This is a genomic window from Nocardioides zeae (assembly GCF_010686755.1).
GTDB lineage: Bacteria > Actinomycetota > Actinomycetes > Propionibacteriales > Nocardioidaceae > Nocardioides > Nocardioides zeae.
This window is the reverse complement of record NZ_JAAGXA010000001.1, coordinates 199,405-224,134: the sequence shown is the minus strand read 5'-3', so window position 1 is coordinate 224,134 and position 24,730 is coordinate 199,405. Positions and strand designations below refer to the sequence as shown.

Below are 24,730 nucleotides of genomic sequence, written 5' to 3'. Positions count from 1 at the left end.
TCAGTAGACGCTGACGTGGACGTGGTCGTAGTGGTTCGCCGTGTCGGAGCCGCGGTCCTCCATCGACCGCCAGCCCTCGCTCGACCGGTCCACCGACCAGATCTTCTGCTCGTAGATCACGTAGTTGACGTTCCACTGCGTGTAGTTGGCGCGGATGTACTCGGCGATGTCCCAGCCGAGGTCGCCCCGCACCATGATGTCGAGCGCGAGACCGCGGCCGTGGTCGCCGTCGCCGCGCCAGCCGCCGTAGGAGGTGACCTGCGGGAAGGCCGCGCAGACCGACTCGTGGAGGGCCGCGATGTTGGCCGAGACGCTCGAGGGCGTAGAACTGGTGGTGCACTCGCCGCCGGACGCGCGCGCGGCGGCGGAACCGCCGGGCGCGGCCGCCACGGGCTCCTCGCTGTCGAGGTAGCCGGCCGTCACCCACCGCGAGGCGCCGTCGTGGACGACCTCCTCGCGACCGTTGGCGGAGCGGCCGGTGACGAGCACCTCCGCCCCCTCCTCGAGGAGGCCGACGACCTCCGCGGAGGGCGACGCCGTCGTGTGCAGGTTGAGGTCGGTCGTGGCCCAGCGCGTCGTGTCCGCGTTCGCCACCGCCTCCGCGGTGGCGGCCTCCTCGGCCGCGCGCTGCTCGGCCGCGGCCTGGGCCTCGGCCCGCTGGGCGGCGATGGTGTCGACGGAGGCACGCCACGCGTCGTACTGCTCCTGCACGGAACCGGCGGCCTCCTGCGCGGCGAGCGCGGCACGGTCGACCGAGCGGCTCGTCGCGGCCTCGCGGTCGTCGAGGGCCGTGGCGACGTCGGTGATCTCGGCCAGGGACGACGCGGTCGAGGCGGGCGCGGGGTCGGCGTCGGTGAAGCCGACACCGACGGCGACCACGCCGACGGTCGCCAGCGTCGCGAGGGGCCCGGCGACGACGACCCGGCGGGGCGCGCCGCGCACGACGCCGCGGGCCTCGCGGGCCAGGGCTCGGACGCGCCCGGGGAGCGACACCGCACGGACGGCACGGCGGCCGGACGGGCCGGCGGGGGTGCCGTGCGAGGGAGCGTCGGAGGGGTCGTCGGAGGGGGTGGTCGTCGGGGCGAGACGGTCGTCCCGCTGGTGGCTGGGTTCGGCCACTGCGCTGATTCCTTCGGTTGCCGGCAGGGGGATGCGGCCCCGCAGGTCGTGCCGGGCCGCCGACGAGTAGAGCACACCCACCCCGGGGGTCGGCAAGCGCTCGTCCCCAGGGCGGACGTCGGAGCGTCAGCCCCCGGAGGTCTCCCCCGCGTCCTCGGCGAGGCACAGGTCACGCCCGTCGGTGTCGTCGAGCCAGCCCTCCGGGAGCACGACGCGCTCGCGCGGCGAGCCCTGGCGGCCGCGTGGGGCACCGAGCTCGGAGACGGGGTACGGCGCGGTCGGGTCGAGCTGCGCGAGCAGCTCGTCGAGCTCCGCGAGGGAGGCGGCGAGCGCCAGGGCGCGGCGCAGCTCGCCGCCCGCGGGGAAGCCCTTGAGGTACCACGACACGTGCTTGCGGAACTCCTTGCAGCCGTGCAGCTCGTCCCCCACGTGCTCGACGAGCAGCTCGGCGTGGCGCCGCATGATGGCCGCGACCTCGCCGAGCGTCGGCAGCACCTGCACGTGCTCGCCGGAGAAGACGGCCGCGAGGTCGCGGAACAGCCAGGGGCGTCCCAGGCAGCCACGACCCACGACGACGCCCGCGGCCCCCGTGTGCTCGACCATCCGCACGGCGTCACCGGCCTCCCAGATGTCGCCGTTGCCCAGCACCGGGATGTCGACGGCGTCGACCAGCGCGGCGATCGCGTCCCAGTCCGCGACTCCGGAGTAGGCCTGGGCGACCGTGCGCCCGTGCAGCGCGATCGCGGCGCACCCGGCCTCCTGGGCGATGCGGCCCGCGTCGAGGTAGGTCAGCCGGTCCGCGTCGATGCCCTTGCGGGTCTTCATCGTCACGGGCACGCCGAACGGCTCCGCGGCCCGCACCGCCGCGGTGAGGATCTCCTCCAGCAGGCCACGCTTCCACGGCAGCGCACCACCGCCGCCCTTGCGCGTCACCTTGGGCACCGGGCAGCCGAAGTTGAGGTCGACGTGCGCGACGCCGTACTCCTCGCAGAGGATCCGCGTCGCCTGGCCGACGTACGTCGGGTCGGTGCCGTAGAGCTGCACCGAGCGCGTCGTCTCGAGCTCGTCGAAGACGAGCATCCGCCGGGTCGTCGCGTCCCCCTCGACGAGGCCGCGGCTGGTGATCATCTCGCAGACGTAGAGGCCCGCGCCCTGCTCGGCGCAGAGCCGCCGGTACGCCGCGTTCGTGATGCCCGCCATCGGCGCCAGCACGACGGGGACGTCGACGACGAGCGGACCGAGGTGCAGCGGGCCGGGGAGGCTCGCCGTGCCCGCCGGGATCGTCGCAGTGCTCATCCGGCCATTGTCCTCGTCGGCGCGCGCGGCACGGAATCGTCGCGGTCAGCGTGGCGCGACGGCGCCCCAGGTCACGGGTGCGACGTCGTCGGTGGCCTGGAAGGCGACGGCCGCGACCGGCTGGTCGTTCGGCGCCAGGTAGACCAGGCAGCCCTCGGTGGTGGCCCCCGGCCCGAAGGGCGTGGGCAGCGGGGTGCTCGGGCACGGCTCGAACGTCGCGGCGAAGCCCGAGGCGGCGACGAGGGCGCCCTCCTCGCCGTACCCGAGGAACAGCGGCATCGCCGCCGCCGCGAGGTCGTCGTCGCCGACGTTCTCCGCGGTGTAGGTGACGAAGTACGGCGCGACCTGGTCCGCCACGCCGTTGAGGAGCAGCCGTCGAACAGCTCGAGGGGGGCGGGCTGCACGCCGACCACCGTCAGGTCCACGACCGCCTGCCGGTCGGCGCCGACCCGCCACGCGACCGTCGCCGACTCCCCCAGCGGCAGCTCCGTGCCGGCGGCCGTGGTGGAGACGCCCTCCGGCAGCGCGGGCGCCGTCGTCGACTCCGAGTTCGGCGGGGGCACGGCGACGGTCGGGCCACCGTCGACGTCCGACCCCGCGCCGCCCGAACCACCTGGGCCGCCCGAGCCGCAGCCCGTGAGCGCCAGGAGGGCGGCGACGGGGAGGAGCGCGGACCGGGAGCGCGTCATGCGGTCATTGTGCACGCGCTGCCCGGCCCGCCTGTCGGCTCGATCAGGCGCCGGCCAGCCGCGCCCCGAAGTAGGACACGATGCCGTCGAGGCTGACGCGCTCCTGCGACATCGTGTCGCGCTCGCGCACCGTCACCGCGTTGTCCTCCGGGGTGTCGAAGTCGACCGTCACGCAGTACGGCGTGCCGATCTCGTCCTGGCGGCGGTAGCGGCGGCCGATCGCACCGGCGTCGTCGAACTCCACGTTCCAGTTGCGCCGCAGGTCGGCCGCGAGCGCCTTCGCCTTGGGCGAGAGGTCCGCGTTGCGGCTCAGTGGCAGGACGGCGACCTTGACGGGCGCGAGGCGCGGGTCGAGGCGCAGCACGACACGCTTGTCGACGCCGCCCTTCGTGTTGGGCGCCTCGTCCTCGGTGTAGGCGTCCACCAGGAACGTCATGAGGCTCCGCGACAGGCCCGCTGCCGGCTCGATGACGTACGGCGTGTAGCGCTCGTTGGCGGCCTGGTCGAAGTACGACAGGTCCTGGCCCGAGTGCTGCGCGTGGGTCGAGAGGTCGAAGTCGGTGCGGTTGGCGACGCCCTCGAGCTCACCCCACTCCGAGCCCGCGAAGCCGAAGCGGTACTCGATGTCGACGGTGCGCTTCGAGTAGTGGGACAGCTTCTCCTTGGCGTGCTCGTAGTGGCGCAGGTTCGCCGGGTCGATGCCGAGGTCGGTGTACCACCGCGTGCGCTCGTCGATCCAGTACTGGTGCCACTCCTCGTCCTCGCCCGGCTTGACGAAGAACTCCATCTCCATCTGCTCGAACTCGCGCGTGCGGAAGATGAAGTTGCCGGGGGTGATCTCGTTGCGGAAGCTCTTGCCGATCTGCGCGATGCCGAACGGCGGCTTCTTGCGGCTCGAGGTCACCACGTTGGCGAAGTTGAGGAAGATGCCCTGCGCCGTCTCCGGGCGGAGGTAGTGCAGGCCGGACTCGTCCTCGACCACGCCGAGGTAGGTCTTCATGAGGCCGGAGAACTGCTTCGGCTCGGTCCAGGCGCCGCGCGTGCCGCAGTTGGCGCAGACGACGTCCGCCATCGGCACGGCGTCGGGGTCGTCGAGGCCCTTCTTCTCGGCGTACGCCTCCTGCAGGTGGTCGGCCCGGTAGCGCTTGTGGCACGACTGGCACTCCGTCAGCGGGTCGCTGAAGGTGGCGACGTGGCCGGAGGCCTCCCAGGTCTGGCGCGGGAGGATGACGCTGGAGTCGAGGCCGACGACGTCCTCGCGGCCCTGCACCATCGCCTTCCACCACTGGCGCTTGATGTTGTCCTTCAGCTCGACGCCCAGCGGGCCGTAGTCCCAGGCCGAGCGGGTGCCGCCGTAGATCTCCCCGCAGGGGTAGACGAAACCTCGGCGCTTCGCGAGGGAGACGACGTGGTCGACGGTGGTTGCGGGCGGCTTGGCCACGAGTGCTGCTCCTGCTGTGGGGACGGGACGCCGGCTGGCTGCCGGCCGCACGGAGCAGGCTATCGAGCAGCGGACGGAGACGATCGCACCCCCCGGGGTCGGACGTCACACGGCCGGCGAGTTGACAAGCGTTCTCATCGATCTTGAGAATCGCTCTCATGCCTACTCGACGCTCCCCCCTCGTCCGCCGCGCCCTCGGTGCGGCCGTCGCCCTGCCGCTGGTGCTCAGCGGGTGCGGTGCCCTCGGGCTGGGCGACGGGGACGGCGGCGCCGGGGCCAGCGCCTCCGGCGACGTCGGGACGGTCGTGACGGCGTTCTACCCCCTGACCTGGATCACCGAGCAGGTCGCCGGCGACGACGTGGAGGTCGTCAACCTGGTCGAGCCGGGCGGCGAGCCGCACGACCTCGAGCTGAGCGTCGCCCAGACCGGCGAGGTCGCCGACGCGGGCCTCGTCGTCTACCTGTCCGACTTCCAGCCGTCGGTCGACGCGGCCGTCGAGCAGTCCGCCGGCGACCGGAGCCTCGACCTCGCCCCGGACGTCGACCTGCTGCCCCCGTCCGAGGAGGAGCACGACCACGCCGAGGAGGGCCACACGGACGAGGAGCACGACCACGCCGAGGAGGGCCACACGGACGAGGGCCACGCCGAGGAGGAGCACGCCGAGGAGGAGCACGACCACGACCACGGCGACGTCGACCCGCACTTCTGGCTCGACCCCCTGCGCCTCGCCGACGCGGGCGACGCCGTGGCGGCGCGCCTCGCCGAGCTCGACCCGGACAACGCCGGGACCTACGAGGACAACGCGGCCGCGGCGCGGGCCGAGCTCGAGGCCCTCGACCAGGAGTACGTCGCGGGTCTCGCGTCCTGCGAGCGCGACGTCGTCGTCGTGAACCACGACGCGTTCGGCTACCTCGACCGCTACGGCCTCGACTTCCACTCGATCACCGGCATCACGCCCGACGCCGAGCCGACGCCGGCCGTGCTGGCGGAGCTGCAGGAGCTCATCGCCTCCGACGGCATCACGACCGTCTTCGCGGAGCGCCTCGCCTCGAGCCACGACGCCGACGCCCTGGCCGCCGACACCGGGCTGGCGGTGGAGGTGCTCGACCCGATCGAGGGTCTCACCGACCAGACGGCCGACGAGGACTACCTTTCCCTCATGCGCAGCAACCTCGAGGCACTGGTGGAGGCGAACGGCTGTTGAGCGAGGCTCCACCCGTCGTGGCCACCGACTCGATCACGGTCGAGCTCGGTGGCCGTGCCGTTCTCCGCGACGTCTCGGTCAGCGTCGACGCCGGCGAGTTCGTCGCCCTCATGGGTCCGAACGGGTCGGGCAAGTCGACGCTCGTGCGCGCGATGACGGGCCTCCTGCCCACCGCCTCGGGCGCCGTGCGCCTGTTCGGCACGGAGATCGACCGCTTCCGTGACCGGAGCCGGCTGGGCTACGTGCCGCAGCGTGCGGGCGCGTCCAGCGGCGTACCGGCGTCGGTGGCCGAGGTCGTCGCCTCCGGTCGCATCTCGCAGCGACGGCTGCTCCGGCCGGCGCGGCAGGCCGACCGGCGTGCCGTGCGGGAGGCGCTGGAGGTCGTCGGGCTGTCGGACCGGGCCCACGACACCGTGACCGCCCTCTCGGGGGGCCAGCAGCAACGGGTGCTCATCGCCCGCGCGCTGGCCGCGGAGCCCGACGTCTTCTTCCTCGACGAGCCGATGGCGGGCGTGGACCTGCCCAACCAGCGAGCGCTGGCCGACGCCCTCGGGCTGCTCTCGCAGCGGGGCGCGACCATCGTGCTCGTCGTGCACGAGATCGGCGCCGTCGGCGACCTGATCGACCGCTGCATCGTCATGCGCGACGGGCGCGTGGCCTACGACGGGCTCCCGCTGACCGAGCTGCAGGTGCACGCGGCCCACCTGCCCGGCCACCTGCCCGGTCACCTGCCCGGTCAGCTGCCCGGCATCCCGCTCGCCGTCGAGGAGCACCTGCCCCACGGCGCCGAGCACGACCGGCACGCCCACCACCCCGGTGACGAGCACGCCCACGAGCGCGCGCCCCACGACTGCCCGCCCGGGCACTCCGACGTCGCCCCGGGGGTCGTCGGCCCGCTCGACGGCGGCGAGGGCGACCGGGGGGCGCGGCGATGATCGACCTCCTCGGCTACGAGTTCATGCAACGCGCGCTCATCGCGGCGATCGCCACCGGCATCGCCGCGCCCGTGATCGGCACCTACCTCGTGCAGCGTCGGCTCTCGCTCATGGGCGACGGCATCGGTCACGTCGCCGTGACGGGTGTCGCGATCGGGCTCCTCACGGGGTGGTCGCCGACCTGGACGGCGGTGCTGGTCGCCGCCCTCGGCGCGCTGCTCCTCGAGGTCATCCGCGAGCGCGGGCACACCTCGGGCGACCTGGCCCTGGCCCTGCTGTTCTACGGGGGCCTGGCGGCGGGCGTCATGATCACGGGCATCGCGGGGCAGAACGCGGCGCGGCTGCAGCAGTACCTGTTCGGCTCGCTCACGACGATCTCGGTCGCGGACGTGTGGTTCACGATGGGGCTCGCCGCGGCCGTCGTGCTTCTCGGCCTCGGGCTGAGTCCCCAGCTGTTCGCGGTGGCGCAGGACCGGGACTTCGCCGTGGTGGCCGGCTTGCGGGTGCGGGCCTACAACATGCTCATCGCCGTGCTGGCCGCCGTCACCGTGACCGTCGCCATGCGCACCGTGGGCCTGCTCCTCGTCTCGGCGCTCATGGTCGTGCCGGTGGCGGCGAGCCAGCAGGTGGCCCGCTCGTTCCGGGGCACGCTGCTCCTCGCCATGCTGGTCGGGCTGCTCGCCGGCGTGGGGGGCCTCCTGGTGTCGGCGGAGCTCTCGTTCCACGCCACCGTGGCCCCCGGGCCGGCGATCGTGCTCCTCGCGCTGGCGATGTTCGTGCTGGCCTGGCCCCTCGGGGCCTGGCTGCGACGGCGGGAGCGCGGGCGTAGGTTGTCCGCATGACCGACTCGACCGCCCGCGTGTCGCCCGGGGTGCCTGGCACCCGTCCGACCCGCCAGCGCCGCGCCGTCAGCGAGGTGCTCTCCTCGTTCGAGGACTTCCGCTCCGCTCAGGAGATCCACACGCTCCTCGGCCAGCGGGGCGAGTCCGTCGGTCTCGCGACGGTCTACCGCACGCTCCAGCTCCTCGCCGACGCGGGCGAGGTCGACGTGCTGCGCAGCGAGGAGGGCGAGGCGATCTACCGTCGCTGCTCGGCCACGCACCACCACCACCTGGTGTGCCGCTCGTGCGGCGCCACGGTGGAGGTCGAGGGCCCCGCGGTCGAGCGGTGGACGGCCGGCATCGCCGCCGAGCACGGCTTCAGCGACATCAGCCACACCCTCGAGATCTTCGGCACCTGCCCCGCCTGCTCCTGAGCGACCGCCTGCTCCCGGGAGGCGTACGGCGCGGGCTCAGGCGCTGCCGAAGCGGCGGTCGCGCCGCGCGTAGACCTCGATGGCCTCCCACAGGTGCCGCCGGTCGACGTCGGGCCACAGCACGTCGGTGAACACCATCTCGGCGTACGCCGCCTGCCACAGCACGAAGTTGGAGAGCCGCTGCTCCCCCGAGCTGCGCCACACGAGGTCGGCGTCGGGCAGCTCGGGCACGTAGAGGTGGCGCGCCAGGGTGCGCTCGTCGACCTTGTCGGCCCTCAGGCGCCCGGCGGCGACCTCCTGCGCGATGGAGCGGGCAGCGTCGGCGAGCTCGGCCCGGCCGCCGTAGTTGACGCACATCGTCAGGGTCAGCACGTCGTTGTCGCGGGTCAGCTCCTCGGCGACCTGCAGCTCCTTGATGACCGAGCGCCACAGGCGCGGCGCCCGGCCCGCCCAGCGCACCCGCACCCCCAGCTCGTGCATCTCGTCGCGCCGCCGTCGGATGACGTCGCGGTTGAAGCCCATGAGGAAGCGCACCTCGTCGGCCGAGCGCGACCAGTTCTCCGTCGAGAAGGCGTACGCCGAGATCGCCTTCACGCCGATCTCGATGGCGCCCTCGACGACGTCGAACAGCGAGGACTCCCCCGCCTCGTGGCCGGCCGTGCGCGGCAGCCCGCGCTCCTGCGCCCACCGGCCGTTGCCGTCCATCACCACGGCGACGTGGTGGGGCACCAGCTCCGCCGGGATGACGGGCGGACGGGCGCCCGAGGGGTGCGGCCGGGGCGCCCGGACGGGCGGTCGCGCGGTCGGTCGGACGGACGGTCGGACGGGGCGGCTCACGGGGGTGCAGCCTATGCTGACCCCGGACGACGCCGGGGCCGCCCGGGCACGACGGAGGTGACGTGACGACCGAGGACCAGGCTCCCTCGACCCAACGGGTGATCGAGCAGCAGCTGCTCACGCTCTACCGGCGCACCAACTCGGTCCACGTGGAGACCTCGCACGGGGACACGGAGCTCGACCGGTCGACGTACGGCATCCTGTGCCTGCTCGACGACACCGGGCCGATGCGGCTGGGGGCGATCGCCGCGACGTACCACCTCAACCCCTCGACGGTCACCCGCCAGGCCCAGGCCGCGGTGCGCCTCGGCCTCGCGGAGAAGCGGCCCGACCCCGACGACGGCCGCGCCGCCCTGCTCGCGCTGACCCCCGAGGGCGAGACCGCGATCCGGCAGGCGCGGGAGCACCGGCGCGCGATGCTGGAGCAGATGATGGCCGACTGGTCCGCCGACGAGCGGGACGAGCTGGCCCGGTCGCTCCAGCGGTTCAACGCCGCCGTCGACCGCTGGGTGGAGTGAGGCTCAGACCTGCACGCGGCGCGGGCGCCCGCGCTCGACGTACGGCAGGGACCGCAGGTCGCGCTCGAGGTGCCAGGAGAGGTACGCCGCGACCAGCCCGCTGGCCTCCCGCTCGCAGCGCGGCTCCGTGGTGGTCAGGCGCTCGACCTCGGGCCAGTCGCCCGTGAGCAGCGCCCCGAGGAGCAGGAGGGTCGCGGGCGCCGGCGTCGCGCAGCCCGGGATCCGGCAGGTCACGCACAGCACGCCGCCGGAGGCGTTGCTGAAGTACCGGTGGGGACCCTCGATGCCGCAGCCGGCGCAGTGCTCGAACGTCGGCGCGTAGCCGGCCACGGCGAGCGAGCGCAGCAGGTAGGAGTCGAGCACGTGCCCGGGCGCCCGCTGGCCCGTCGCCATCGCCCGGAGGCCGCCGACGAGCAGCAGGAACTGCTGCACGGCCGGCTCCTTCTCCTCGACGACGAACCGCTCGGCCGTCTCCAGCATCACCGTGCCGGCCGTGTAGCGGTCGTAGTCCGTGCCCATGCCGGCGCCGAACGGCGTCAGCGTCTCCGCCTGCGTGATGGTGTCGAGGTTGCGGCCGTCGGCCAGCTGGAGGTCGACGTGGGTGAACGGCTCGAGGCGCGAGCCCCACCGCGAGGTCGTGCGTCGCACGCCCCGCGCCACCGCACGGACCCGGCCGTGGTGGCGGGTCAGGAGGGTGACGATCCGGTCGGCCTCGCCCAGCTTGTGGGTGCGGAGCACGACGGCCTCGTCGCGGTAGAGGGGCACCCGACCATTGTGCCTCGCCGGGCCCCGTGGACCGTGCAGGACACTGGTGCCATGTCGTCGCCCACGCCGCCGCTGAGCGCCTACCCCACCAAGCCCCCGCGGCGCTTCGTCGAGTGGGCGATGCTGCTCCTCGCGGTCGTCTCCGTGGTCCTGCTCCTGTGGGTGACGATCTGGGACGTCGACGACAGCACCGAGATGTGGGTCTTCCGCATCGACACGGCCATCTGCGGCATCTTCGCGATCGAGTTCGGCATCCGGTGGTACCGCGACCGCGGCGGCTGGAGGTACCCGTTCCGCTACTGGTACGAGGTGCTCGGCATGATCCCGCTCGCCCACCCGGAGCTGCGCGCGTTCCGGCTCGTCCGGGTCGTCGTCATCCTCGCCCGGCTGGGGCGCGCCACCGACCGGGCGCTGGGCGACCGCATCACCGCCGCCATCCTCGAGCACTTCATCGACACGATCGTGCGGATCGTGAAGCGTCCGCTGACCGTCGCCGTGGTCGACGAGGTGATCGCCGTGCTGAAGACGGGCCACTACACCGCCAACATCGCGCGGGCCGTCGGGGAGCGCGAGGACGAGCTGAAGGCGACGATCCTCGAGAAGGTCAAGCAGGACCCGGTGACGAGCCGGCTGCGCTACGTGCCCTTCCACGACGACGTCGTCGACCTCGTGGCCGACACGACGTTCCGGATCATCTTCGAGGTGCTCGCCGACCCCCGCACCGACGCGATGGTGACCGGCATCATCGAGGAGAACACCGACCAGATCCGGGCGGCCGTCGAGGCGCGGGACCACGAGCGCCACACCTGAGCCGACCCGATCCCCCACCGACGGGTGGTCGTCGGGGAGTATGTCCCGCGTGAACGCAGCACGGGGGCTCGGCGACACGGGCGTGAACGGGCGCCGCACGACACTCGTGGTGGTCGCGCTCGCGCTGCTCGGTGTCGCCCTGCGGCTGCCGTTCCTCACCGTCCCGCCCGGCCCGGACGAGTCCGGCTTCTTCATCATCGGTCAGCAGTGGCGGGACGGCACGTCGCTCTACGGCGACTACTGGGTCGACCGACCCCCGCTCCTCGTCACGATCTTCTGGCTCGTCCCCTCCATCACCTGGCTGCGCATCGTGGGCTGCCTCGCGGTGGCGGCGGTCGTCCTGCTGGTCGGGTTCGCGGCGTACGCGGCCCGCGGCCACCGCGCGGCCGTGGCGGCCGCCGCCACCGCGGCCCTGCTGAGCGCCGCCCCCTGGCTGGGCGTGGTGCGCGTCAACGGCGAGCTGCTCGCCTCGCCGTTCGTCGCCGGGGCGATGGTGCTGACCGTGCTGATGCTGCGCGACGGCGCGCGCCGACCGCACCTGCTGGCGCTCGGCGCCGGCGCCGCGAGCGCCGCGGCCTTCGGGGTGAAGCAGTCCAGCGTCGACGGGTTCGTCTTCGGCACGGTGGCGCTCGCGGTGCTCGCGCTGACGCGTCCCGAACGGCGCCGGCAGGCGCTCACGCTCCTCCTCGCCGCCGTCGGCGGCGCCCTGGCGCTCGCCGTGCTGCTCGTGGCCTGGGGTGCGACGCGCGGCACGGACCCCGTCGGGCTCTTCCACGCGGTCGTCACGTTCCGGGCCGACGCGGGCGAGGTCATCCGGGAGTCGGCGTCCTCGGCGACGACGGACCGGCTGCGCGAGATGGTGCTGGCCTGGCTCGTCAGCGGGCTCGCCCTGCTCACGCTGGTCGCCCTCGCCCTCGGCGTCCGCCACCGACGGGACCCGGTCGTCGTCGCGACGCTGGCGACGCTCCTCGCCGGTTCCGCGGTCGCCCTCCTCGGCGGCAGCTACTGGCTGCACTACCTGGCGCAGCTCATCCCGGCCGCGGCGCTCACGGCAGCCTGGCTCGTCGGGACACCCGACGGTGCACCCGGCCCCGGGCGCGCCCCGGGCGTCGTGCGCCGGGCGGCGGTCGTCCTCGTGGCAGCGTGGCTCCCGATCGCCACCGTCGTGACGCTCTCCGACGAGCTCTCCCACCCGATCGACGACGGTCCCGCCGAGGCCACGGGGGCGTTCGTCCGCGAGGCCTCCGAGCCGGGCGACACCATCGTCGTGGCGTACGGGCAGCCCAACGTCGTGCTCGACTCGGGCCTCACCGCGCCGTACGAGCACCTGTGGAGCCTGCCCGTCCGCGTGCTCGACCCCGACCTCGCCGACCTGACCGCCCTCGTCGAGAGCCCCGAGCGGCCGACGTGGGTCGTGCAGTGGGGCAAGGACGGCTTCGCCACCTGGGCGGTGCGCACGGACACGTTCTCCGACGCCGTGCACGAGCACTACCGGGAGGCGGGCACGGTCTGCGGCCGCACGATCTGGCTCCGCGACGACGCCGAGCGCACCCTCCCCGCCCCCGAGGCCTGCTGATGATCGCGCCCGCCGCCATCCCCCGCTGGTGGCGGCCGGCTGCCCTGACGGTGTACGGCATCGCCCTCGTCGTCTGGGTCGTCGAGGCGGGCATGCCCAAGGACCCGTTCGTGATGTTCGCGATCCTCTGGCTGGCGAGCGTCGCGTGGTACGCCGGGCACCCCTGGCGCCAGCACGCCCAGTTCTTCAAGGACTGGTGGCCGGCGTTCGCGGCGCTGGTGCTCTACATGTACAGCCGCGGCCTCTCCGACGAGCTCATCGGCATGCCCGTGCACTGGGTGATGCCGATCGAGGTGGACCGCTGGATGTTCGGCGGCCACCTGCCCACCGAGGTGCTCCAGGACCGCCTGTGCGGCGACCCGTGCCAGTCCGCCAGCGACCCGCGGTGGTTCGACCTGCTCTTCACGAGCGTCTACAACACCCACTTCGTCCTGGGGCTGGGCCTGGCGCTCGTGCTCTACCTGCGCAACCGCCGCGAGTGGATCAGCTGGCTGACCCGGTACGTCGCGATCAACGTCGCCGGCCTCGTCGTCTACGTCTTCTACCCGATGGCCCCGCCGTGGCTGGCGGCGCAGGAGGGGTACCTCGACCCGGTGGCGCGGCTCACCGGCCGCGGGTGGCGCGACATCGGGCTCGGCGGCTTCCACCACGCCCTCGCGGCCGTCGGGAACCCCGTCGCGGCCATGCCGTCGCTGCACGCCGGCGTCGCGATGCTGGTGACGATCTACGCGATCAGCCGCCTGAGGGGGCGGGCGTGGCGCTGGGTGCTGCTCGTCTACCCCCTGACGATGGCGTTCGCGCTCGTCTACTACGGGGAGCACTACGTGATCGACGCGATCGCGGGCTGGGCGGTCGCGCTCGCCGTGCACGTCGGGGTGACCGTGTGGGAGCGGCGCTACTTCGCGCGGCACCCGGTGACGACCCGCTCGGGCTCCCTGCTGTCGCAGGCAGCGCCGACGGCGGAATCCTCCGAGTCCCCCGGGTCGCCCGAGTCCCCCGGGTCCCCGCCGCACCCGGTGGGCGGGGCGGGGACCGCGGACGAGCGGGTCGTCAGGCGCGGTTGACCGCGGAGACGATCGCCTTCATGGAGGCGCGCACGATGTTGGGGTCGATCCCGACGCCCCACAGCACCTGACCGCCGACCGCGCACTCGACGTACGCCGCGGCCTGCGCGTCACCGCCGGAGGAGAGCGCGTGCTCGGCGTAGTCCAGGACGCGCACGTCGTGCCCGAGGCTGTTGACCGCGTCGACGAACGCCGCGATCGGCCCGTTGCCGCGACCCTCGATCGTGCGCTGCTCGTCCTCGACGTAGACGTCCACCGTGAGGACGTCCTGGTCGCCGGAGGTCGACGAGGAGTGCACCGAGTTCAGCTGCAGCGGCGACGTGCGGTGGAGGTACTCGCCCGAGAAGATCTCCCAGATGACCTCCGGGGTGACCTCGCCGCCCTCGGCGTCGGTGCGCTCCTGGATGACGCGGCTGAACTCGATCTGCGCGCGGCGCGGCAGGTCCAGCTTGTGCTCGGCCTTGAGGATGTAGGCCACGCCGCCCTTGCCGGACTGGCTGTTGACGCGGATGACCGCCTCGTAGCTGCGGCCGACGTCCTTCGGGTCGATCGGCAGGTACGGCGCCTCCCACGGCATCTCCCCCACCGGCTTGCCGGCCGCCTCGGCCTGGCGCTCCAGGTCCTCCAGGCCCTTCTTGATCGCGTCCTGGTGGGAGCCGGAGAAGGCCGTGTAGACCAGGTCGCCCGCGTAGGGGTGGCGCGGGTGGACGGGCAGCTGCGTGCAGTACTCGACCGTGCGGCGCACCTCGTCGATGTCGGAGAAGTCGATCATCGGGTCGATGCCCTGGCTGAACAGGTTCATCCCCAGCGTCACCAGGTCGACGTTGCCGGTGCGCTCGCCGTGGCCGAACAGGCAGCCCTCGACACGGTCGGCGCCGGCCATGACGCCCAGCTCGGAGGCCGCCACGGCGGTGCCGCGGTCGTTGTGCGGGTGCAGGCTGATCGCGGAGTGCTCGCGGCGCGACAGGTTGCGGATGAAGTACTCGATCTGGTCCGCGTAGGTGTTGGGCGTCGACATCTCGACGGTCGCCGGCAGGTTGAGGATGATCTCGCGGCCGGCCTCGGGCTGCCAGACGTCGGAGACGCGCTCGCAGACCTCCAGGGCGTAGTCCGTGGGCGTCTGCGTGAAGATCTCGGGCGAGTACTGGTAGCCGAAGTCGGTGCCGTCCAGCAGCGACTCCGCGTGCTTCATGACCCACTCGGTGCCGCGCGTCGCGATGGCGATGCACTCGGCCTCGCTGACGCCGAACACGACGCGCCGGAACAGCGGGGCCGTGGCGTTGTAGAGGTGGACGGTCGCCTTGTCCGCGCCGACCAGGGAGGAGACGGTGCGCTCGATCAGGTCCTCGCGGGCCTGCGTCAGCACCGAGATGCGCACGTCGTCGGGGACCAGGTCCTCCTCGATCAGCTGGCGCACGAAGTCGAAGTCGGTCTGGCTGGCCGCCGGGAACCCGACCTCGATCTCCTTGAAGCCCATGCGGACCAGCAGGTCGAACATCGACCGCTTCCGCGCCGGGGTCATCGGGTCGATGAGGGCCTGGTTGCCGTCACGCAGGTCGGTGGACAGCCACCGGGGCGCCCGGGTGATCTTCTGGTCGGGCCACGTGCGGTCGGGCACCGTCACGGGCTCGAACGCACGGTAACGGTGCACCGGCATGCCGCTGGGCTGCTGGCTGGGGATGATGGTCATGAGGGTCCTCGCTGTCGCGTCGTGGGGCGGTGCGAGCCGGGCGCAGCACGATCTCCGCAGCGAGGGGGTCCGGCGTCCGCGTCTCCCTGTGGGAGCGGGTCAGACCTCGCTGCGGCAGCGAAGGAGAAGCTGGCGCATCATCATGACGGTCGGTGACTCTACCACCGGTCGCGGGACCGCTCGGGTCGGGAGGGGCCGGGGGCACCGGTTCGCCGCAGGGCCCGGACCGCGCCGTACCCGCCCGCCAGCGCCACGACCCCCGCGACGGGTACGACGGCCCACCACCAGCCGCCCGCGGAGGCGGCGCGGAGGGCGAGGGCGACCATCACCAGGACGAGCACGACCCCGACGACGACGTCGGTGAAGCGGCTCATGGGGCGAGGGTAGGCGGCCGTTTGCGCGGGGGTGGATCGGGTACGGCGGGTCCGTGGCGGAGGCAGAGCTCGACCCCTGGGTCAGGATCATCCGGTGGCCCTTCGCGGTCTTCTTCCCGTTCGTCGTCCTGGGGCTCTGGTTCAACGACTGGCTGACGCGGGCGGACCAGGTGGTCGCCAGCGTTGGGCTTCCTGCTGCTCTGGGCGCTGACGATCTTCCAGTTCTTCACGGCGCGGGGGCAGGCGTGGGCGGCGGGCCCCCACCGGAAGCGCTGGGCGGACCGACGGACGGGATGGCTGATGGCCGGTTGGGCGGTCGGGCTGGCGGTCGCGATCGTCGCGGTGCTGCTGTGGGTCGGGGCGCCGCTGTCGTCGTACCTGTTCATCGGGGGGATGACCTGGACCTTCGGGATGATGGTCGGCGAGCGCCTGATCCCCCTGACCGACTCGACGCGGGGCCGGGGCGTGCCGTTCCCGTGGGAGGACCCGACCCAGCTGCCCGAGAGCTGGCGATCGTGAGCGGGCCGCGGTGGGAGCGTCGGCGCCACCGGTGGCGCCCGATCTGCTGGGAATCACGCTCTGGACGACGTTCGCGGCCGGCAGCCCGATCGCCGGTCTCTGCTACGGCGTCATCTCGGCGCTCCTCGCGCGCGGCGAGCCTGAGCGGCAGGAGGCCATCGTGTCCACCAGCGAGTTCCGCACCTGAGCGCGCCGAGTTGTCATGTACGACGCGGCGGGGCGCGTCGAGTTGTCTTGTACGACGCGGCGGGGACGTCAAGCTGGGGCTTGTGAACGCTGGTCGCGGTGGTTCTCCACAGCCGGTATGTCGCCGTGTCCGGTGTTGCTCAGAACTGTCAGTGGGTCCGGGTTGAGTGGTGGCTATGACGGGGGTCAGCTCTTCTGGTGACGCCGATGGCTTCGAGCCACCGGTGCCGGAGCCTCCCGCGGATTTCCTGGTCGAGGTGCCGGTGCCGGACTGGTTGGAGCACGCGTTCGCGACCGGGGAGTGGCCTGAGCAGGCGACGCGCGGCTGCCGGATCGTCAGTCGCGAGGGTCAGTACGACGCGGCTGAGCCCATCGCGGAGCCGGAGCCTGGGTGGGTGGTGCCGGGCGTCGGCTCTGGTGCGGGTGGGATCGACGTGGGGCATCCGATGCTGGAGGCGATCCGGGTGGCCACGGCGGTGCTGGACGCCGACGGGCGTACCGGCATCGGATGGTTGAGCGCCCCGCAGACCGGTATCGCGCTCGTCGACGCGCACCGGCTCGTGGCACGGGCCTCGGCGCTGGTGGCGGTGTTGGTGCAGCACGCCGAGGAGGTCGAGCTGTACCGGGAGAACGGTGCCTCTACCGCGGCAGTGTGGCTGGCGAACGCGACCGCTGCGACGCGTCGCGATGCCTACCGGTTCGCTCGCGTCGGGGCCGCCGTCGGCGAGGACACGGGGCGGTACCGGACCCACCTCGGCCCCGGCTGCCTGACCGGCGTCGTGGACCTCGAGCAGGCCGACGTCATCGTCAAGGCCCTCGACGCGCTACCCGACGAGCTACCGGACCAGCTGCGGCTGCAGGCGGAGGAGACGCTGGTCGGGTACGCCGCCGACCACGACGCCCGCGCTCTACGAGCGCTCGGGAAGAAGATCCTCACCGTCATCGCACCCGATATCGGCGAAGCCCACGACGCAGCCCTCCTCGAACGCGAAGAACGCGAGGCCCGAGCCACGTCGCGGTTGTCGATGGTCTCCGACGGCCTGGGACGTGTGTGGGGCCGCTTCGTCCTGCCCGAGCTGCACGGCGCGATGCTCCGCAAGGCCCTCGACGCCTACGCCGCACCGAAGCACCTCAACACCAACGACGACCCCGAGCAGCGGTTCGTCGCCGGACGGCCCACACCCGAACGCTACGGACGGGCCTTCCAACAGCTCCTGGAGATGCTCGACCACAAAGACCTCCCCGCCACCGGCGGCATGGGCGCGACCGTCGTCGTCACCATGACCCTCGAATCACTCCGCGGGGGCCTCGCCTCAGCGTCCCTCGACACCGGCACCACGATCAGCGCCAGCGAAGCCCGACGCCTCGCGTGCGAAGCAGGGATCATCCCCGCCGTCCTCGGCACCCACAGCGAGGTCCTCGACCTCGGCCGCACCACCCGCTTCCACACCCGGGCCATGCGCCTCGCCATGGCCCTCCGCGACGGCGGCTGCATCGCCGAGGGCTGCAACCGACCACCCCACCAGACCCACGCCCACCACCTCACCGCATGGGCCAACGGCGGCCACACCAACACCCGCGACGGCTGCCTCCTCTGCGACCAGCACCACCACCAGATCCACGACCCGCTCTACCTCACCGAGAGGCTCGGCACCGGCAAGCTCCGCTTCACCCGCCGCGAGTGACCGGACCGCTGGACGGTCCGCCGAGGCTAGGTTCGACGCATGTCCACGCTGCTCGTCGTCCACCACTCCCCCACGCGCTCGGTGCGGGCGCTCACCGACGCGGTCCTCGCCGGCGCGCGCGACGACGCGTTGGAGGGCGTCACGGTGCGCGCGGTGTCCGCGCTGGAGGCGACCGCCGCCGACGTCCTCGGCGCCGACGGGATCGTGCTCGGCACCAGCGCGAACTTCGGTTACATGAGCGGAGCACTCAAGCACTTCTTCGACAGCACGTTCCTCGAGATCGGAGGATCACTCGACGACGGCGGGACCGCGGGCGCCGGCACCACGACCGGCACCGGATCCACGACCGACGCCACGGCCGACACCGGCTCCGGCCGCCGCGTTCCGTTCGGCCTCTACGTGCACGGTCGCTACGACACCGAGGGCGCCGTGCGCTCGGTGCTGTCGATCGCCGGCGCACTCCCGTGGCGGCAGTCAGCCGACGTGCTCAGCGTGCTCGGCGAGGTGGACGGGCGTGACGAGGCGGCGGCCTACGAGCTGGGCGGTACGATCGCCGCGCTGACCATCACCTGACGCCCGACACCCGAGGAGTCCCGCACGTGCCCCTGACCCACCGCCGGGCAGCGAGCGTCGTCGGGATCGCGCTGGGCCTCGTGCTGACGGCGTGCTCGGGCAACGGCGACCAGGGCTCCGACGCGGACCCCGACCAGGTCGACGCGGTGGAGACACCTCAGCTGGGCGCCTGCCGCGACCTCACCCCGGACGACGTCTCCCTGCCGAGCAACGCGACCCGCACGGTCGACTGCACCGAGCCGCACACCGCCCAGACGTACAAGATCGGCAACCTCCCCGACGAGTTCGACGACGCCGCCTGGGACAGCCGCGAGCTGGGCGCGTGGGCCTACCGCACGTGCAGCGACGCGTTCTCCCAGTTCCTCGGCGCCGACGAGAGCACGGTGATGCGCGCCCGCGTCACGTGGGCCTGGTTCCGCCCCTCCGAGCAGGCGTGGGAGGAGGGCGCTCGTTGGTACCGCTGCGACATCGTCGGTGGCGGCGAGGCCTCGGAGTCCTACGACGAGCTGCCCGAGACCGCCGAGGGCCTGCTGACGGGTCTGCCGGCAAACGACGACTGGATGACCTGCGCCGACGGCGCGGACGTCGACACCGCACCGCGGGTCGCGTGCTCCGAGCCGCACACGTGGCGCGCCGTCACGACGGTGCAGGTCGGCACCGCGGAGGACGAGTACCCCGGCGACGAGGTCGTCGCCGCCCGCAGCCGCGACTACTGCTCCGAGTCGGTGAGTGCGTGGCTGGGCTACCCCCTCGACTACGACTACGGCTACACGTGGTTCGGCGAGGGCCAGTGGGACGCGGGCAACCGGCGCACGATCTGCTGGGCGAGGACCGACCAGTGACCCGCCGCCCGAGCCCCCGCCCGACCGGCCGCCCGACCCGCGCGGCGACCACCGTGCTGGCCGTCTCCGCCGCGATGGCGGCCGCGCTCGCCGGCTGCACCGGCGGCAGCGACGGCAGCGACGACGGGGCCGCCGACGACCCCTCCACCAGCGCCACCCCGACGGCGAAGCCCACGACGGCCGCGCCGGCGGAGCGCCCGGCACCGGGCGCCTGCTACGACCTCGGTTTCGAGGAGGCGCTCGCCCCCACGGTCACGAACGAGGCCGTGGACTGCGCCGCCGACCACACGGCGCAGACGTACGCCGTGGGCCAGCTCGCGACGTACGCCGACGGCCACCTCCTCGCGGTCGACGATCCCGCCGTCCAGGCCGGGCTCGGCGAGACCTGCCGGTCGTCGCTGGCGGAGTACGTCGGTGGTGACACCGACGCGCTCCGTCTCTCGGTGCTGCGGCCCGTGTGGTTCTCACCGTCGATCGAGGCGTCGGACGCGGGCGAGGACTGGTACCGCTGCGACGTGATCGCGGTCGTCGACGACGCGACCCTCGGCACCCTGCCGCCCACGATGGAGGGCGCGCTGGCCGGCGACGGGCTCACCAGCCTCGGCCTGTGCGGCACGGCCGCCCCCGGCGCGGACGGCTTCCGCCGCATCGCCTGCGGACTTGAGCACTCGTGGCGTGCGATCGACGTCGTGGACCTGGGCTCGTCGTACCCGGGCGAGGACGCGGCGTCGTCCGCGGGCTCCGCGCAGTGCCAGTCCGCCGCAGGCGAGCTGGCGTCGGACGTGCTCGACTACGAGTGGGGCTACGAGTGGCCCACCCAGGAGCAGTGGGACGCCGGCCAGACGTACGGCCTCTGCTGGGCCCCCGCCTGAGGGAGACCCCCCGTCAGAAACCCAGGCGACGCAGCTGGCGCGGGTCGCGCTGCCAGTCCTTGGCGACCTTGACGCGCAGGTCGAGGTAGACCGGCGTGCCGAGCATGGCCTCGATCTGGCCGCGGGCGGCGCTGCCGATCTCCCGGAGCCGCGAGCCCTTGTGACCGATGATGATGCCCTTCTGCGACTCACGCTCGACGAAGACGTTGGCGTGCACGTCGAGGAGGGGCTTGTCCTCCGGGCGGTCGGGACGCAGCCGCATCTCCTCGACCACGACCGCGATGGAGTGCGGCAGCTCGTCGCGGACGCCCTCGAGCGCGGCCTCCCGCACCAGGTCGGCGACGATCGCCTCCTCCGGCGTGTCGGTGAGCTCGCCGTCGGGGTAGAGCGCCGGGCCCTCGGGGAGCAGCGCGAGCAGGAGGTCCGCGAGCAGGTCGACCTGCTCGCCGCCCGTGGCGGACACCGGGACGATCTCGGCCCACTCGGTGTCGGTCGCCCGGCCCAGCTCGGCGATGGCGAGCAGGTGCTCAGCCAGCCGCTCGGGCGTCACGAGGTCGGTCTTGGTGGCGACCGCGACCTTGATCGTGCGGCGCACCTTGGTCAGCTCGTTGACGATGAACCGGTCGCCGGGGCCGATCCGCTCGTCCGCCGGGAAGCAGACGGCGACGACGTCGACCTCCGACCAGGTGGACAGCACCAGGTCGTTGAGCCGCTCGCCGAGCAGCGTGCGCGGCCGGTGGAGGCCCGGGGTGTCGACGAGCACGAGCTGACCGTCCGGCCGGTGCACGATGCCGCGCACCACCGTGCGCGTCGTCTGCGGGCGCGAGCTGGTGATCGCGACCTTCGTGCCGACCAGCGCGTTGGTCAGCGTCGACTTGCCCGCGTTGGGCCGGCCGACGAAGCAGGCGAAGCCCGAACGGAAGCTCCCGTCGCCATCCGGTGCGCTCATCGGCTCTCCTCCTGCTCCCGGGCGGCGTCGTAGTCCGCCCAGATCTGGTCGTCGGTCTTGCCTGCGGCCTTCCCGGCCCGGTAGATCGGGCCGGGGTCGACCGCACGGGGCTGCCGCTTCTGGCCGCCGCCCCGCCAGTAGCCCATCACGTCGTACGCCGTGCTCGGCAGCTTCACGACCCGCATGAGGTGCTTGCGGATGGCGCGCATCTGCGCGGACTCGCCCGCCATCCAGAAGTATCCGTCGCCCTCGGGCCAGGCGATGCCCTCGACGATGTCCGCGAGCGCGCTCTCGCCCTCGGCGGGCGGCGCGGACCAGGTCACGTCGGTGCCCGCGGGCAGGTAGGACCCGAGCAGCGCCGGGTCGTCCGGCACCTCCGCCCACACCCGCACCGGCAGACCGGGCCGCGTGCGGCGCACCTCCTCGACGCAGCGGGCCATCGCCGGCATCGCGGTGAGGTCACCGACGAGCAGCAGCCACGCCGCGTCGGGCGCGGGCAGGAACGAGGCCTTCGGGTCCGTGATCGTCACCGTCTCGCCGACGCAGTCGCGGCGGGCCCACTCGGTGACGAGACCGACCTCGTGGACGACGACGTCGAGGACGAGCTCCCCGGCGCCGTCACGTGCGGCCGGGTCCCACGAGCGCACCGTGTAGTAGCGGCTCTGGAACTGGCCCGGCACGATGAGCCCCACCCACTCGTCGGGCACGCCGGTCGAGCGGAAGCGCTCCAGGCCCGGGCCGGCGAGCACGAGGCGCACCAGGTGCGGCGTGAGCTGCTCCCGCGACGCGACGACGGCGGTGTGCTGCTCGGCCCGGGTGCTCACCGGCCAACGGTAGGTCAGACGCCGAAGGTGTGGCGCAGCGGGTAGCCGCTGTTCCCCTGCTCGTCGGTGCGCGTCGCCAGCACCTGGTGGAGCTGGATCTCGTTGCGCTCGAACGCGATCCGCGAGCCCGTCATGTAGATCCCCCACACCTTGGCCGTGCCCTCGCCGACCTCGGCGACGGCCTCGTCCCAGTTGCGCTCCAGGTTCTCCGACCACCCCCGCAGCGTCCGCGCGTAGTGGGTGCGGAAGTTCTCCGTGTGCTGCACCTCGAGGCCGGCGTCCTGGGCGTCCATCACGATGCGCCCCGACCCGGTCAGCTCGCCGTCCGGGAAGACGTAGCGGTCGATGAACGCTCCCGTGCGCACCGGCAGGTTGTGCGCCCGCGTGATCGAGTGGTTGAGCAGGCGCCCCTCCGGCTTGAGCCGGTCGCGCAGGGAGGCGAAGTACGCCGGGTAGTTGCGCACGCCGATGTGCTCGGTCAGGCCGATCGAGCTGACCGCGTCGAAGTCGCTGTCGACGACCTCCCGGTAGTCGAGGTGCCGGACCTCGGCGAGGTCGGACAGCCCGGCGGCGTCGATCGCCTCCTTCGCCCACTGCGCCTGCTGCAGGCTCAGGGTCACGCCGAGCGCCTTGACCCCGTACTCCTTCGCGGCGTGCATGACCATGCCGCCCCAGCCGCAGCCCACGTCGAGCAGACGCTGGCCGGGCTGCAGGTCGAGCTTGCGGGCGACGAGGTCGAACTTCGCGGCCTGGGCCTCCTCGAGCGTCGCGTCCTCCGTCTCGAACACCGCGCACGTGTAGGCCATCGACGGGCCGAGCACGAGCTCGTAGAACCGGTTCGAGACGTCGTAGTGGTGGTGGATCACCTCGGCGTCGCGGGTGAGCGAGTGCCGCAGGCCCTCGACGGCGCGCCGCCAGCGCGGCAGGTGCTCCTGCGGCGGCACCGGCGGCGGCTTGAGGTGCTGCAGCCCCAGCCCGCGGAGCAGCCGGATCGCCTCGCCCGCGCTCGGCCGCCGGAACGACAGGTTGCTGAGCAGGAGGGTGAGGCCGTCGTACGGGTTCCCCGGGTGGATGCCCGAGATCTGGAGGTCGCCCATGACGTAGGCCCGCGCCATGCCGAGGTCGCCGGGGGCCGTCAGCAGGTACGACAACCCGCGCTCGTTGGCCAGGTGCAGGTGCACGTCCGAGTCCTCGGGACCTGCGGAGGACCCGTCGTACGCCGTGAAGCGCACCGGCATCCCGTGCTTCATCAGCGTGCTGATCGCCTCGCCGATGGTGATCGAGCCGCTGTTGGTCGTGCTCACTTCCTGCGCACCGCCTTCTCGTAGAGGGAGGACAACCGGTCCTCGGGGTCGTAGGCCTTCTTCACGCGGGCGAGGTTGCCGCCCTCGTAGAGCGCGTCGAAGGTGGCCTCGTCGTAGAACGCCTCGGAGTACAGGGACTTGTGGCCCTCGAGCTCGTGCACCCGCTGCTCGATGGCCCGGTTCACCGGGGCGTCCGGCGCCTCCGGCCCGACCGCGACCGTGCCCCAGAAGCCGACGTTCACGTAGGTGCGCCCGGGCTCCAACGGGTAGGTGCCCCACGTGCGCGCCGATCCCGGGCCGTCGGGCTCCCGCAGCCGCAGCGGGCACAGCCACACGGGCCGCATCCCGACCTCGCGGTCGAACCACTCCAGGAACTCCGGCAGCCGCTCCACGGGGACCTCGATGTCCTGCACCACCCGCTCGCGCTGCGGCAGCTTCTTGAGCCGGTCGAGCTTCGCGATGATGCCGAACCGCGTGTCGAGGCCCACCAGCCGGTGGTAGACGTCCGAGCGCCGCTTCGACCGCGGCCAGAGGCGCCGGATCCGCGGGTTCTGCAGCCCGAACGCGCCGGAGCACCAGAACCAGTCGGTGTCCCAGCGCCACAGGTAGTCCTCGACCGTCATCAGGTCGGTCTCCCGCTGCTGGATGGAGCGGTAGTAGATGTCGTCGACGTACGTCGAGGGGCGGTCCCCCGCGCGGGCCGTCTCCGGCGCGTCGGTCCACCGCGCCAGCGTCAGGTAGAGCTCCTCGGGCGAGAAGGCCGTGCCGTCGAGCCCGTCGACGCGCTCGCCGTCCCACTCCCCCGCGACGCTGATCGCGGCGACCGCCTCCGTGAGCGCGGCGGCGTCGGGGAACCGGACGTGACGGAGCGCGGCGTACGCCGGCACCGGATCGAGCTCGATGCGCAGCCGGGTGGCGTAGCCGAGCGAGCCGTAGGAGTTCGGGAACGCGTCGAAGAGGTCCCGGTGCTCGTTGGTGGCGGTCGCGGTGACGATCTCGCCGGCGCCGGTGAGCACGTCCATCTCGAGCACGCTCTCGTGCGGCAGCCCGTTGCGGAACGACGTCGACTCGATGCCGAGGCCCGTGACCGCGCCACCGAGCGTGATGGTGCGCAGCTGGGGCACCACGAACGGGATCAACCCGTGGCGGAGGGTGACCGCCACGAGGTCCTCGTAGGTGCACATCCCCTGCACGTCGGCCGTGCGCGCCTGCCCGTCGACCGCGATCACGCCCCCGAGGCCGCTGACGTCGAGACCCGGGGTCGTGGTCGCCGCCCGCGGGCGGAACAGGTTCGACGTGCGCTTGGCCAGGCGGACGGGCTCTCCGGGCGGGATGGCGGCGTACGACGCGAGCAACGCCCTCGTCGCGGCCTCGTGCGCTGCGGCTCCGACGGTCTCCACCT

At 72.9% G+C, this 24,730-nt stretch carries 26 protein-coding genes; 14 read left to right on the top strand and 12 right to left on the bottom strand.

All coding sequences use genetic code 11. The features are described from left to right. The 4 genes from G3T38_RS01125 to G3T38_RS01110 all read right to left on the bottom strand — a co-directional run bounded on the left by G3T38_RS01125 (window position 1) and on the right by G3T38_RS01110 (window position 4,545). Entirely contained in the window at window positions 1–1,119 is a 1,119-nt protein-coding gene (locus G3T38_RS01125; protein WP_163770233.1) for an SH3 domain-containing protein, read from the bottom strand. A 126-nt stretch (window positions 1,120–1,245) separates the two neighbouring features. Continuing rightward, a complete protein-coding gene (gene dusB, locus G3T38_RS01120) occupies window positions 1,246–2,415 on the bottom strand; it encodes a tRNA dihydrouridine synthase DusB (protein ID WP_163770232.1) in 1,170 nt (389 codons plus the stop codon). Between the two features lie 45 nt (window positions 2,416–2,460). Beyond that, complete coding sequence (locus G3T38_RS01115) at window positions 2,461–2,772, bottom strand: hypothetical protein (protein ID WP_163770231.1); 312 nt, start codon at window positions 2,770–2,772, stop codon at window positions 2,461–2,463. A gap of 375 nt (window positions 2,773–3,147) precedes the next feature. Further along, window positions 3,148–4,545 carry a glycine--tRNA ligase gene (locus tag G3T38_RS01110; protein ID WP_163770230.1) on the bottom strand — a complete coding sequence of 466 codons (1,398 nt, stop codon included), beginning with the start codon at window positions 4,543–4,545 and terminating at the stop codon, window positions 3,148–3,150. A gap of 158 nt (window positions 4,546–4,703) precedes the next feature. Between G3T38_RS01110 and G3T38_RS01105 the strand changes: the two genes are divergently transcribed. Genes G3T38_RS01105 through G3T38_RS01090 form a run of 4 tightly spaced genes read left to right on the top strand, consistent with a single transcriptional unit; the run spans window position 4,704 to window position 7,940 of the window. Continuing rightward, window positions 4,704–5,750, top strand: coding sequence for a metal ABC transporter substrate-binding protein (locus G3T38_RS01105; RefSeq protein WP_163770229.1), 1,047 nt, complete (start codon window positions 4,704–4,706; stop codon window positions 5,748–5,750). Then, a complete protein-coding gene (locus tag G3T38_RS01100) occupies window positions 5,747–6,685 on the top strand; it encodes a metal ABC transporter ATP-binding protein (protein WP_241728339.1) in 939 nt (312 codons plus the stop codon). Before G3T38_RS01105 ends, G3T38_RS01100 begins: the two co-directional genes overlap by 4 nt. Beyond that, window positions 6,682–7,527, top strand: a complete 846-nt coding sequence (locus G3T38_RS01095) for a metal ABC transporter permease (RefSeq protein ID WP_174267470.1) — start codon at window positions 6,682–6,684, stop codon at window positions 7,525–7,527. Before G3T38_RS01100 ends, G3T38_RS01095 begins: the two co-directional genes overlap by 4 nt. After that, on the top strand, window positions 7,524–7,940 hold the full coding sequence (locus G3T38_RS01090) for a Fur family transcriptional regulator (RefSeq protein ID WP_163770228.1): 417 nt from the start codon (window positions 7,524–7,526) through the stop codon (window positions 7,938–7,940). The genes G3T38_RS01095 and G3T38_RS01090 overlap by 4 nt, the downstream gene beginning before the upstream one ends. A 36-nt stretch (window positions 7,941–7,976) precedes the next feature. On the opposite strand, the gene G3T38_RS01085 is transcribed toward G3T38_RS01090, so the two are convergent. After that, window positions 7,977–8,777 (bottom strand): isoprenyl transferase, encoded by an 801-nt coding sequence (locus G3T38_RS01085; protein WP_163770227.1) that lies wholly within the window; start codon window positions 8,775–8,777, stop codon window positions 7,977–7,979. A 62-nt stretch (window positions 8,778–8,839) separates the two neighbouring features. Here G3T38_RS01085 and G3T38_RS21290 point away from each other — a divergent pair, with 62 nt between their 5' ends. Continuing rightward, window positions 8,840–9,295, top strand: coding sequence for a MarR family transcriptional regulator (locus tag G3T38_RS21290; RefSeq protein WP_163770226.1), 456 nt, complete (start codon window positions 8,840–8,842; stop codon window positions 9,293–9,295). 3 nt (window positions 9,296–9,298) lie between these two features. Here G3T38_RS21290 and recO read toward each other — a convergent pair whose 3' ends face one another. Beyond that, window positions 9,299–10,060 carry a DNA repair protein RecO gene (gene recO, locus G3T38_RS21285; RefSeq protein ID WP_163770225.1) on the bottom strand — a complete coding sequence of 254 codons (762 nt, stop codon included), beginning with the start codon at window positions 10,058–10,060 and terminating at the stop codon, window positions 9,299–9,301. Window positions 10,061–10,111: 51 nt separating this feature from the next. Here recO and G3T38_RS21280 point away from each other — a divergent pair, with 51 nt between their 5' ends. Genes G3T38_RS21280 through G3T38_RS01060 form a run of 3 tightly spaced genes read left to right on the top strand, consistent with a single transcriptional unit; the run spans window position 10,112 to window position 13,510 of the window. Continuing rightward, window positions 10,112–10,870, top strand: a complete 759-nt coding sequence (locus G3T38_RS21280; protein WP_163770224.1) for an ion transporter — start codon at window positions 10,112–10,114, stop codon at window positions 10,868–10,870. A 49-nt stretch (window positions 10,871–10,919) separates the two neighbouring features. Further along, window positions 10,920–12,446, top strand: a complete 1,527-nt coding sequence (locus G3T38_RS01065; RefSeq protein WP_163770223.1) for a hypothetical protein — start codon at window positions 10,920–10,922, stop codon at window positions 12,444–12,446. Next, window positions 12,446–13,510, top strand: coding sequence for a phosphatase PAP2 family protein (locus tag G3T38_RS01060; protein ID WP_163770222.1), 1,065 nt, complete (start codon window positions 12,446–12,448; stop codon window positions 13,508–13,510). Before G3T38_RS01065 ends, G3T38_RS01060 begins: the two co-directional genes overlap by 1 nt. On the opposite strand, the gene leuA is transcribed toward G3T38_RS01060, so the two are convergent. Beyond that, entirely contained in the window at window positions 13,497–15,200 is a 1,704-nt protein-coding gene (leuA, locus tag G3T38_RS01055) for a 2-isopropylmalate synthase (RefSeq protein ID WP_163770221.1), read from the bottom strand. The genes G3T38_RS01060 and leuA overlap by 14 nt on opposite strands. A 158-nt stretch (window positions 15,201–15,358) precedes the next feature. Next, entirely contained in the window at window positions 15,359–15,574 is a 216-nt protein-coding gene (locus G3T38_RS01050) for a phage holin family protein (RefSeq protein ID WP_163770220.1), read from the bottom strand. Between the two features lie 183 nt (window positions 15,575–15,757). Here G3T38_RS01050 and G3T38_RS01045 point away from each other — a divergent pair, with 183 nt between their 5' ends. The 6 genes from G3T38_RS01045 to G3T38_RS01020 all read left to right on the top strand — a co-directional run bounded on the left by G3T38_RS01045 (window position 15,758) and on the right by G3T38_RS01020 (window position 20,251). Further along, window positions 15,758–16,093 (top strand): hypothetical protein, encoded by a 336-nt coding sequence (locus tag G3T38_RS01045; RefSeq protein WP_163770219.1) that lies wholly within the window; start codon window positions 15,758–15,760, stop codon window positions 16,091–16,093. Window positions 16,094–16,124: 31 nt separating this feature from the next. Beyond that, complete coding sequence (locus G3T38_RS01040; RefSeq protein ID WP_163770218.1) at window positions 16,125–16,280, top strand: hypothetical protein; 156 nt, start codon at window positions 16,125–16,127, stop codon at window positions 16,278–16,280. A gap of 175 nt (window positions 16,281–16,455) precedes the next feature. Then, on the top strand, window positions 16,456–17,964 hold the full coding sequence (locus G3T38_RS01035) for an HNH endonuclease signature motif containing protein (protein ID WP_163770217.1): 1,509 nt from the start codon (window positions 16,456–16,458) through the stop codon (window positions 17,962–17,964). 39 nt (window positions 17,965–18,003) lie between these two features. Next, entirely contained in the window at window positions 18,004–18,537 is a 534-nt protein-coding gene (locus tag G3T38_RS01030; RefSeq protein ID WP_163770216.1) for a flavodoxin family protein, read from the top strand. Window positions 18,538–18,563: 26 nt separating this feature from the next. Next, window positions 18,564–19,379, top strand: a complete 816-nt coding sequence (locus G3T38_RS01025; protein WP_163770215.1) for a septum formation family protein — start codon at window positions 18,564–18,566, stop codon at window positions 19,377–19,379. After that, window positions 19,376–20,251, top strand: coding sequence for a septum formation family protein (locus G3T38_RS01020; protein ID WP_338037379.1), 876 nt, complete (start codon window positions 19,376–19,378; stop codon window positions 20,249–20,251). Before G3T38_RS01025 ends, G3T38_RS01020 begins: the two co-directional genes overlap by 4 nt. Window positions 20,252–20,264: 13 nt before the next feature. On the opposite strand, the gene era is transcribed toward G3T38_RS01020, so the two are convergent. From era to G3T38_RS01000, 4 genes are read right to left on the bottom strand one after another with little or no spacing between them, the layout of a single operon-like run. After that, a complete protein-coding gene (gene era, locus G3T38_RS01015; protein WP_163770214.1) occupies window positions 20,265–21,200 on the bottom strand; it encodes a GTPase Era in 936 nt (311 codons plus the stop codon). Beyond that, window positions 21,197–22,024: an SIP domain-containing protein gene (locus tag G3T38_RS01010; RefSeq protein ID WP_163770213.1), complete on the bottom strand. Its 828-nt coding sequence runs from the start codon at window positions 22,022–22,024 to the stop codon at window positions 21,197–21,199. The genes era and G3T38_RS01010 overlap by 4 nt, the downstream gene beginning before the upstream one ends. Window positions 22,025–22,038: 14 nt before the next feature. Next, window positions 22,039–23,328, bottom strand: coding sequence for a class I SAM-dependent methyltransferase (locus G3T38_RS01005; protein WP_338037378.1), 1,290 nt, complete (start codon window positions 23,326–23,328; stop codon window positions 22,039–22,041). Further along, window positions 23,325–24,728: an FAD-binding oxidoreductase gene (locus G3T38_RS01000; protein WP_338037377.1), complete on the bottom strand. Its 1,404-nt coding sequence runs from the start codon at window positions 24,726–24,728 to the stop codon at window positions 23,325–23,327. Before G3T38_RS01000 ends, G3T38_RS01005 begins: the two co-directional genes overlap by 4 nt. Between the last annotated feature and the right edge of the window lie 2 nt (window positions 24,729–24,730).

Bases quoted from the DNA above. Each gene is read 5' to 3' on its own strand.
- G3T38_RS01035 (WP_163770217.1), top strand. From the start codon at position 16,456: ATGACGGGGGTCAGCTCTTCTGGTGACGCCGATGGCTTCGAGCCACCG.
- leuA (WP_163770221.1), bottom strand. From the start codon at position 15,200: ATGACCATCATCCCCAGCCAGCAGCCCAGCGGCATGCCGGTGCACCGT.
- G3T38_RS21280 (WP_163770224.1), top strand. From the start codon at position 10,112: ATGTCGTCGCCCACGCCGCCGCTGAGCGCCTACCCCACCAAGCCCCCG.
- G3T38_RS01050 (WP_163770220.1), bottom strand. From the start codon at position 15,574: ATGAGCCGCTTCACCGACGTCGTCGTCGGGGTCGTGCTCGTCCTGGTG.
- G3T38_RS01095 (WP_174267470.1), top strand. From the start codon at position 6,682: ATGATCGACCTCCTCGGCTACGAGTTCATGCAACGCGCGCTCATCGCG.
- era (WP_163770214.1), bottom strand. From the start codon at position 21,200: ATGAGCGCACCGGATGGCGACGGGAGCTTCCGTTCGGGCTTCGCCTGC.
- G3T38_RS01060 (WP_163770222.1), top strand. From the start codon at position 12,446: ATGATCGCGCCCGCCGCCATCCCCCGCTGGTGGCGGCCGGCTGCCCTG.
- dusB (WP_163770232.1), bottom strand. From the start codon at position 2,415: ATGAGCACTGCGACGATCCCGGCGGGCACGGCGAGCCTCCCCGGCCCG.
- G3T38_RS01105 (WP_163770229.1), top strand. From the start codon at position 4,704: ATGCCTACTCGACGCTCCCCCCTCGTCCGCCGCGCCCTCGGTGCGGCC.
- G3T38_RS01090 (WP_163770228.1), top strand. From the start codon at position 7,524: ATGACCGACTCGACCGCCCGCGTGTCGCCCGGGGTGCCTGGCACCCGT.
- G3T38_RS01030 (WP_163770216.1), top strand. From the start codon at position 18,004: ATGTCCACGCTGCTCGTCGTCCACCACTCCCCCACGCGCTCGGTGCGG.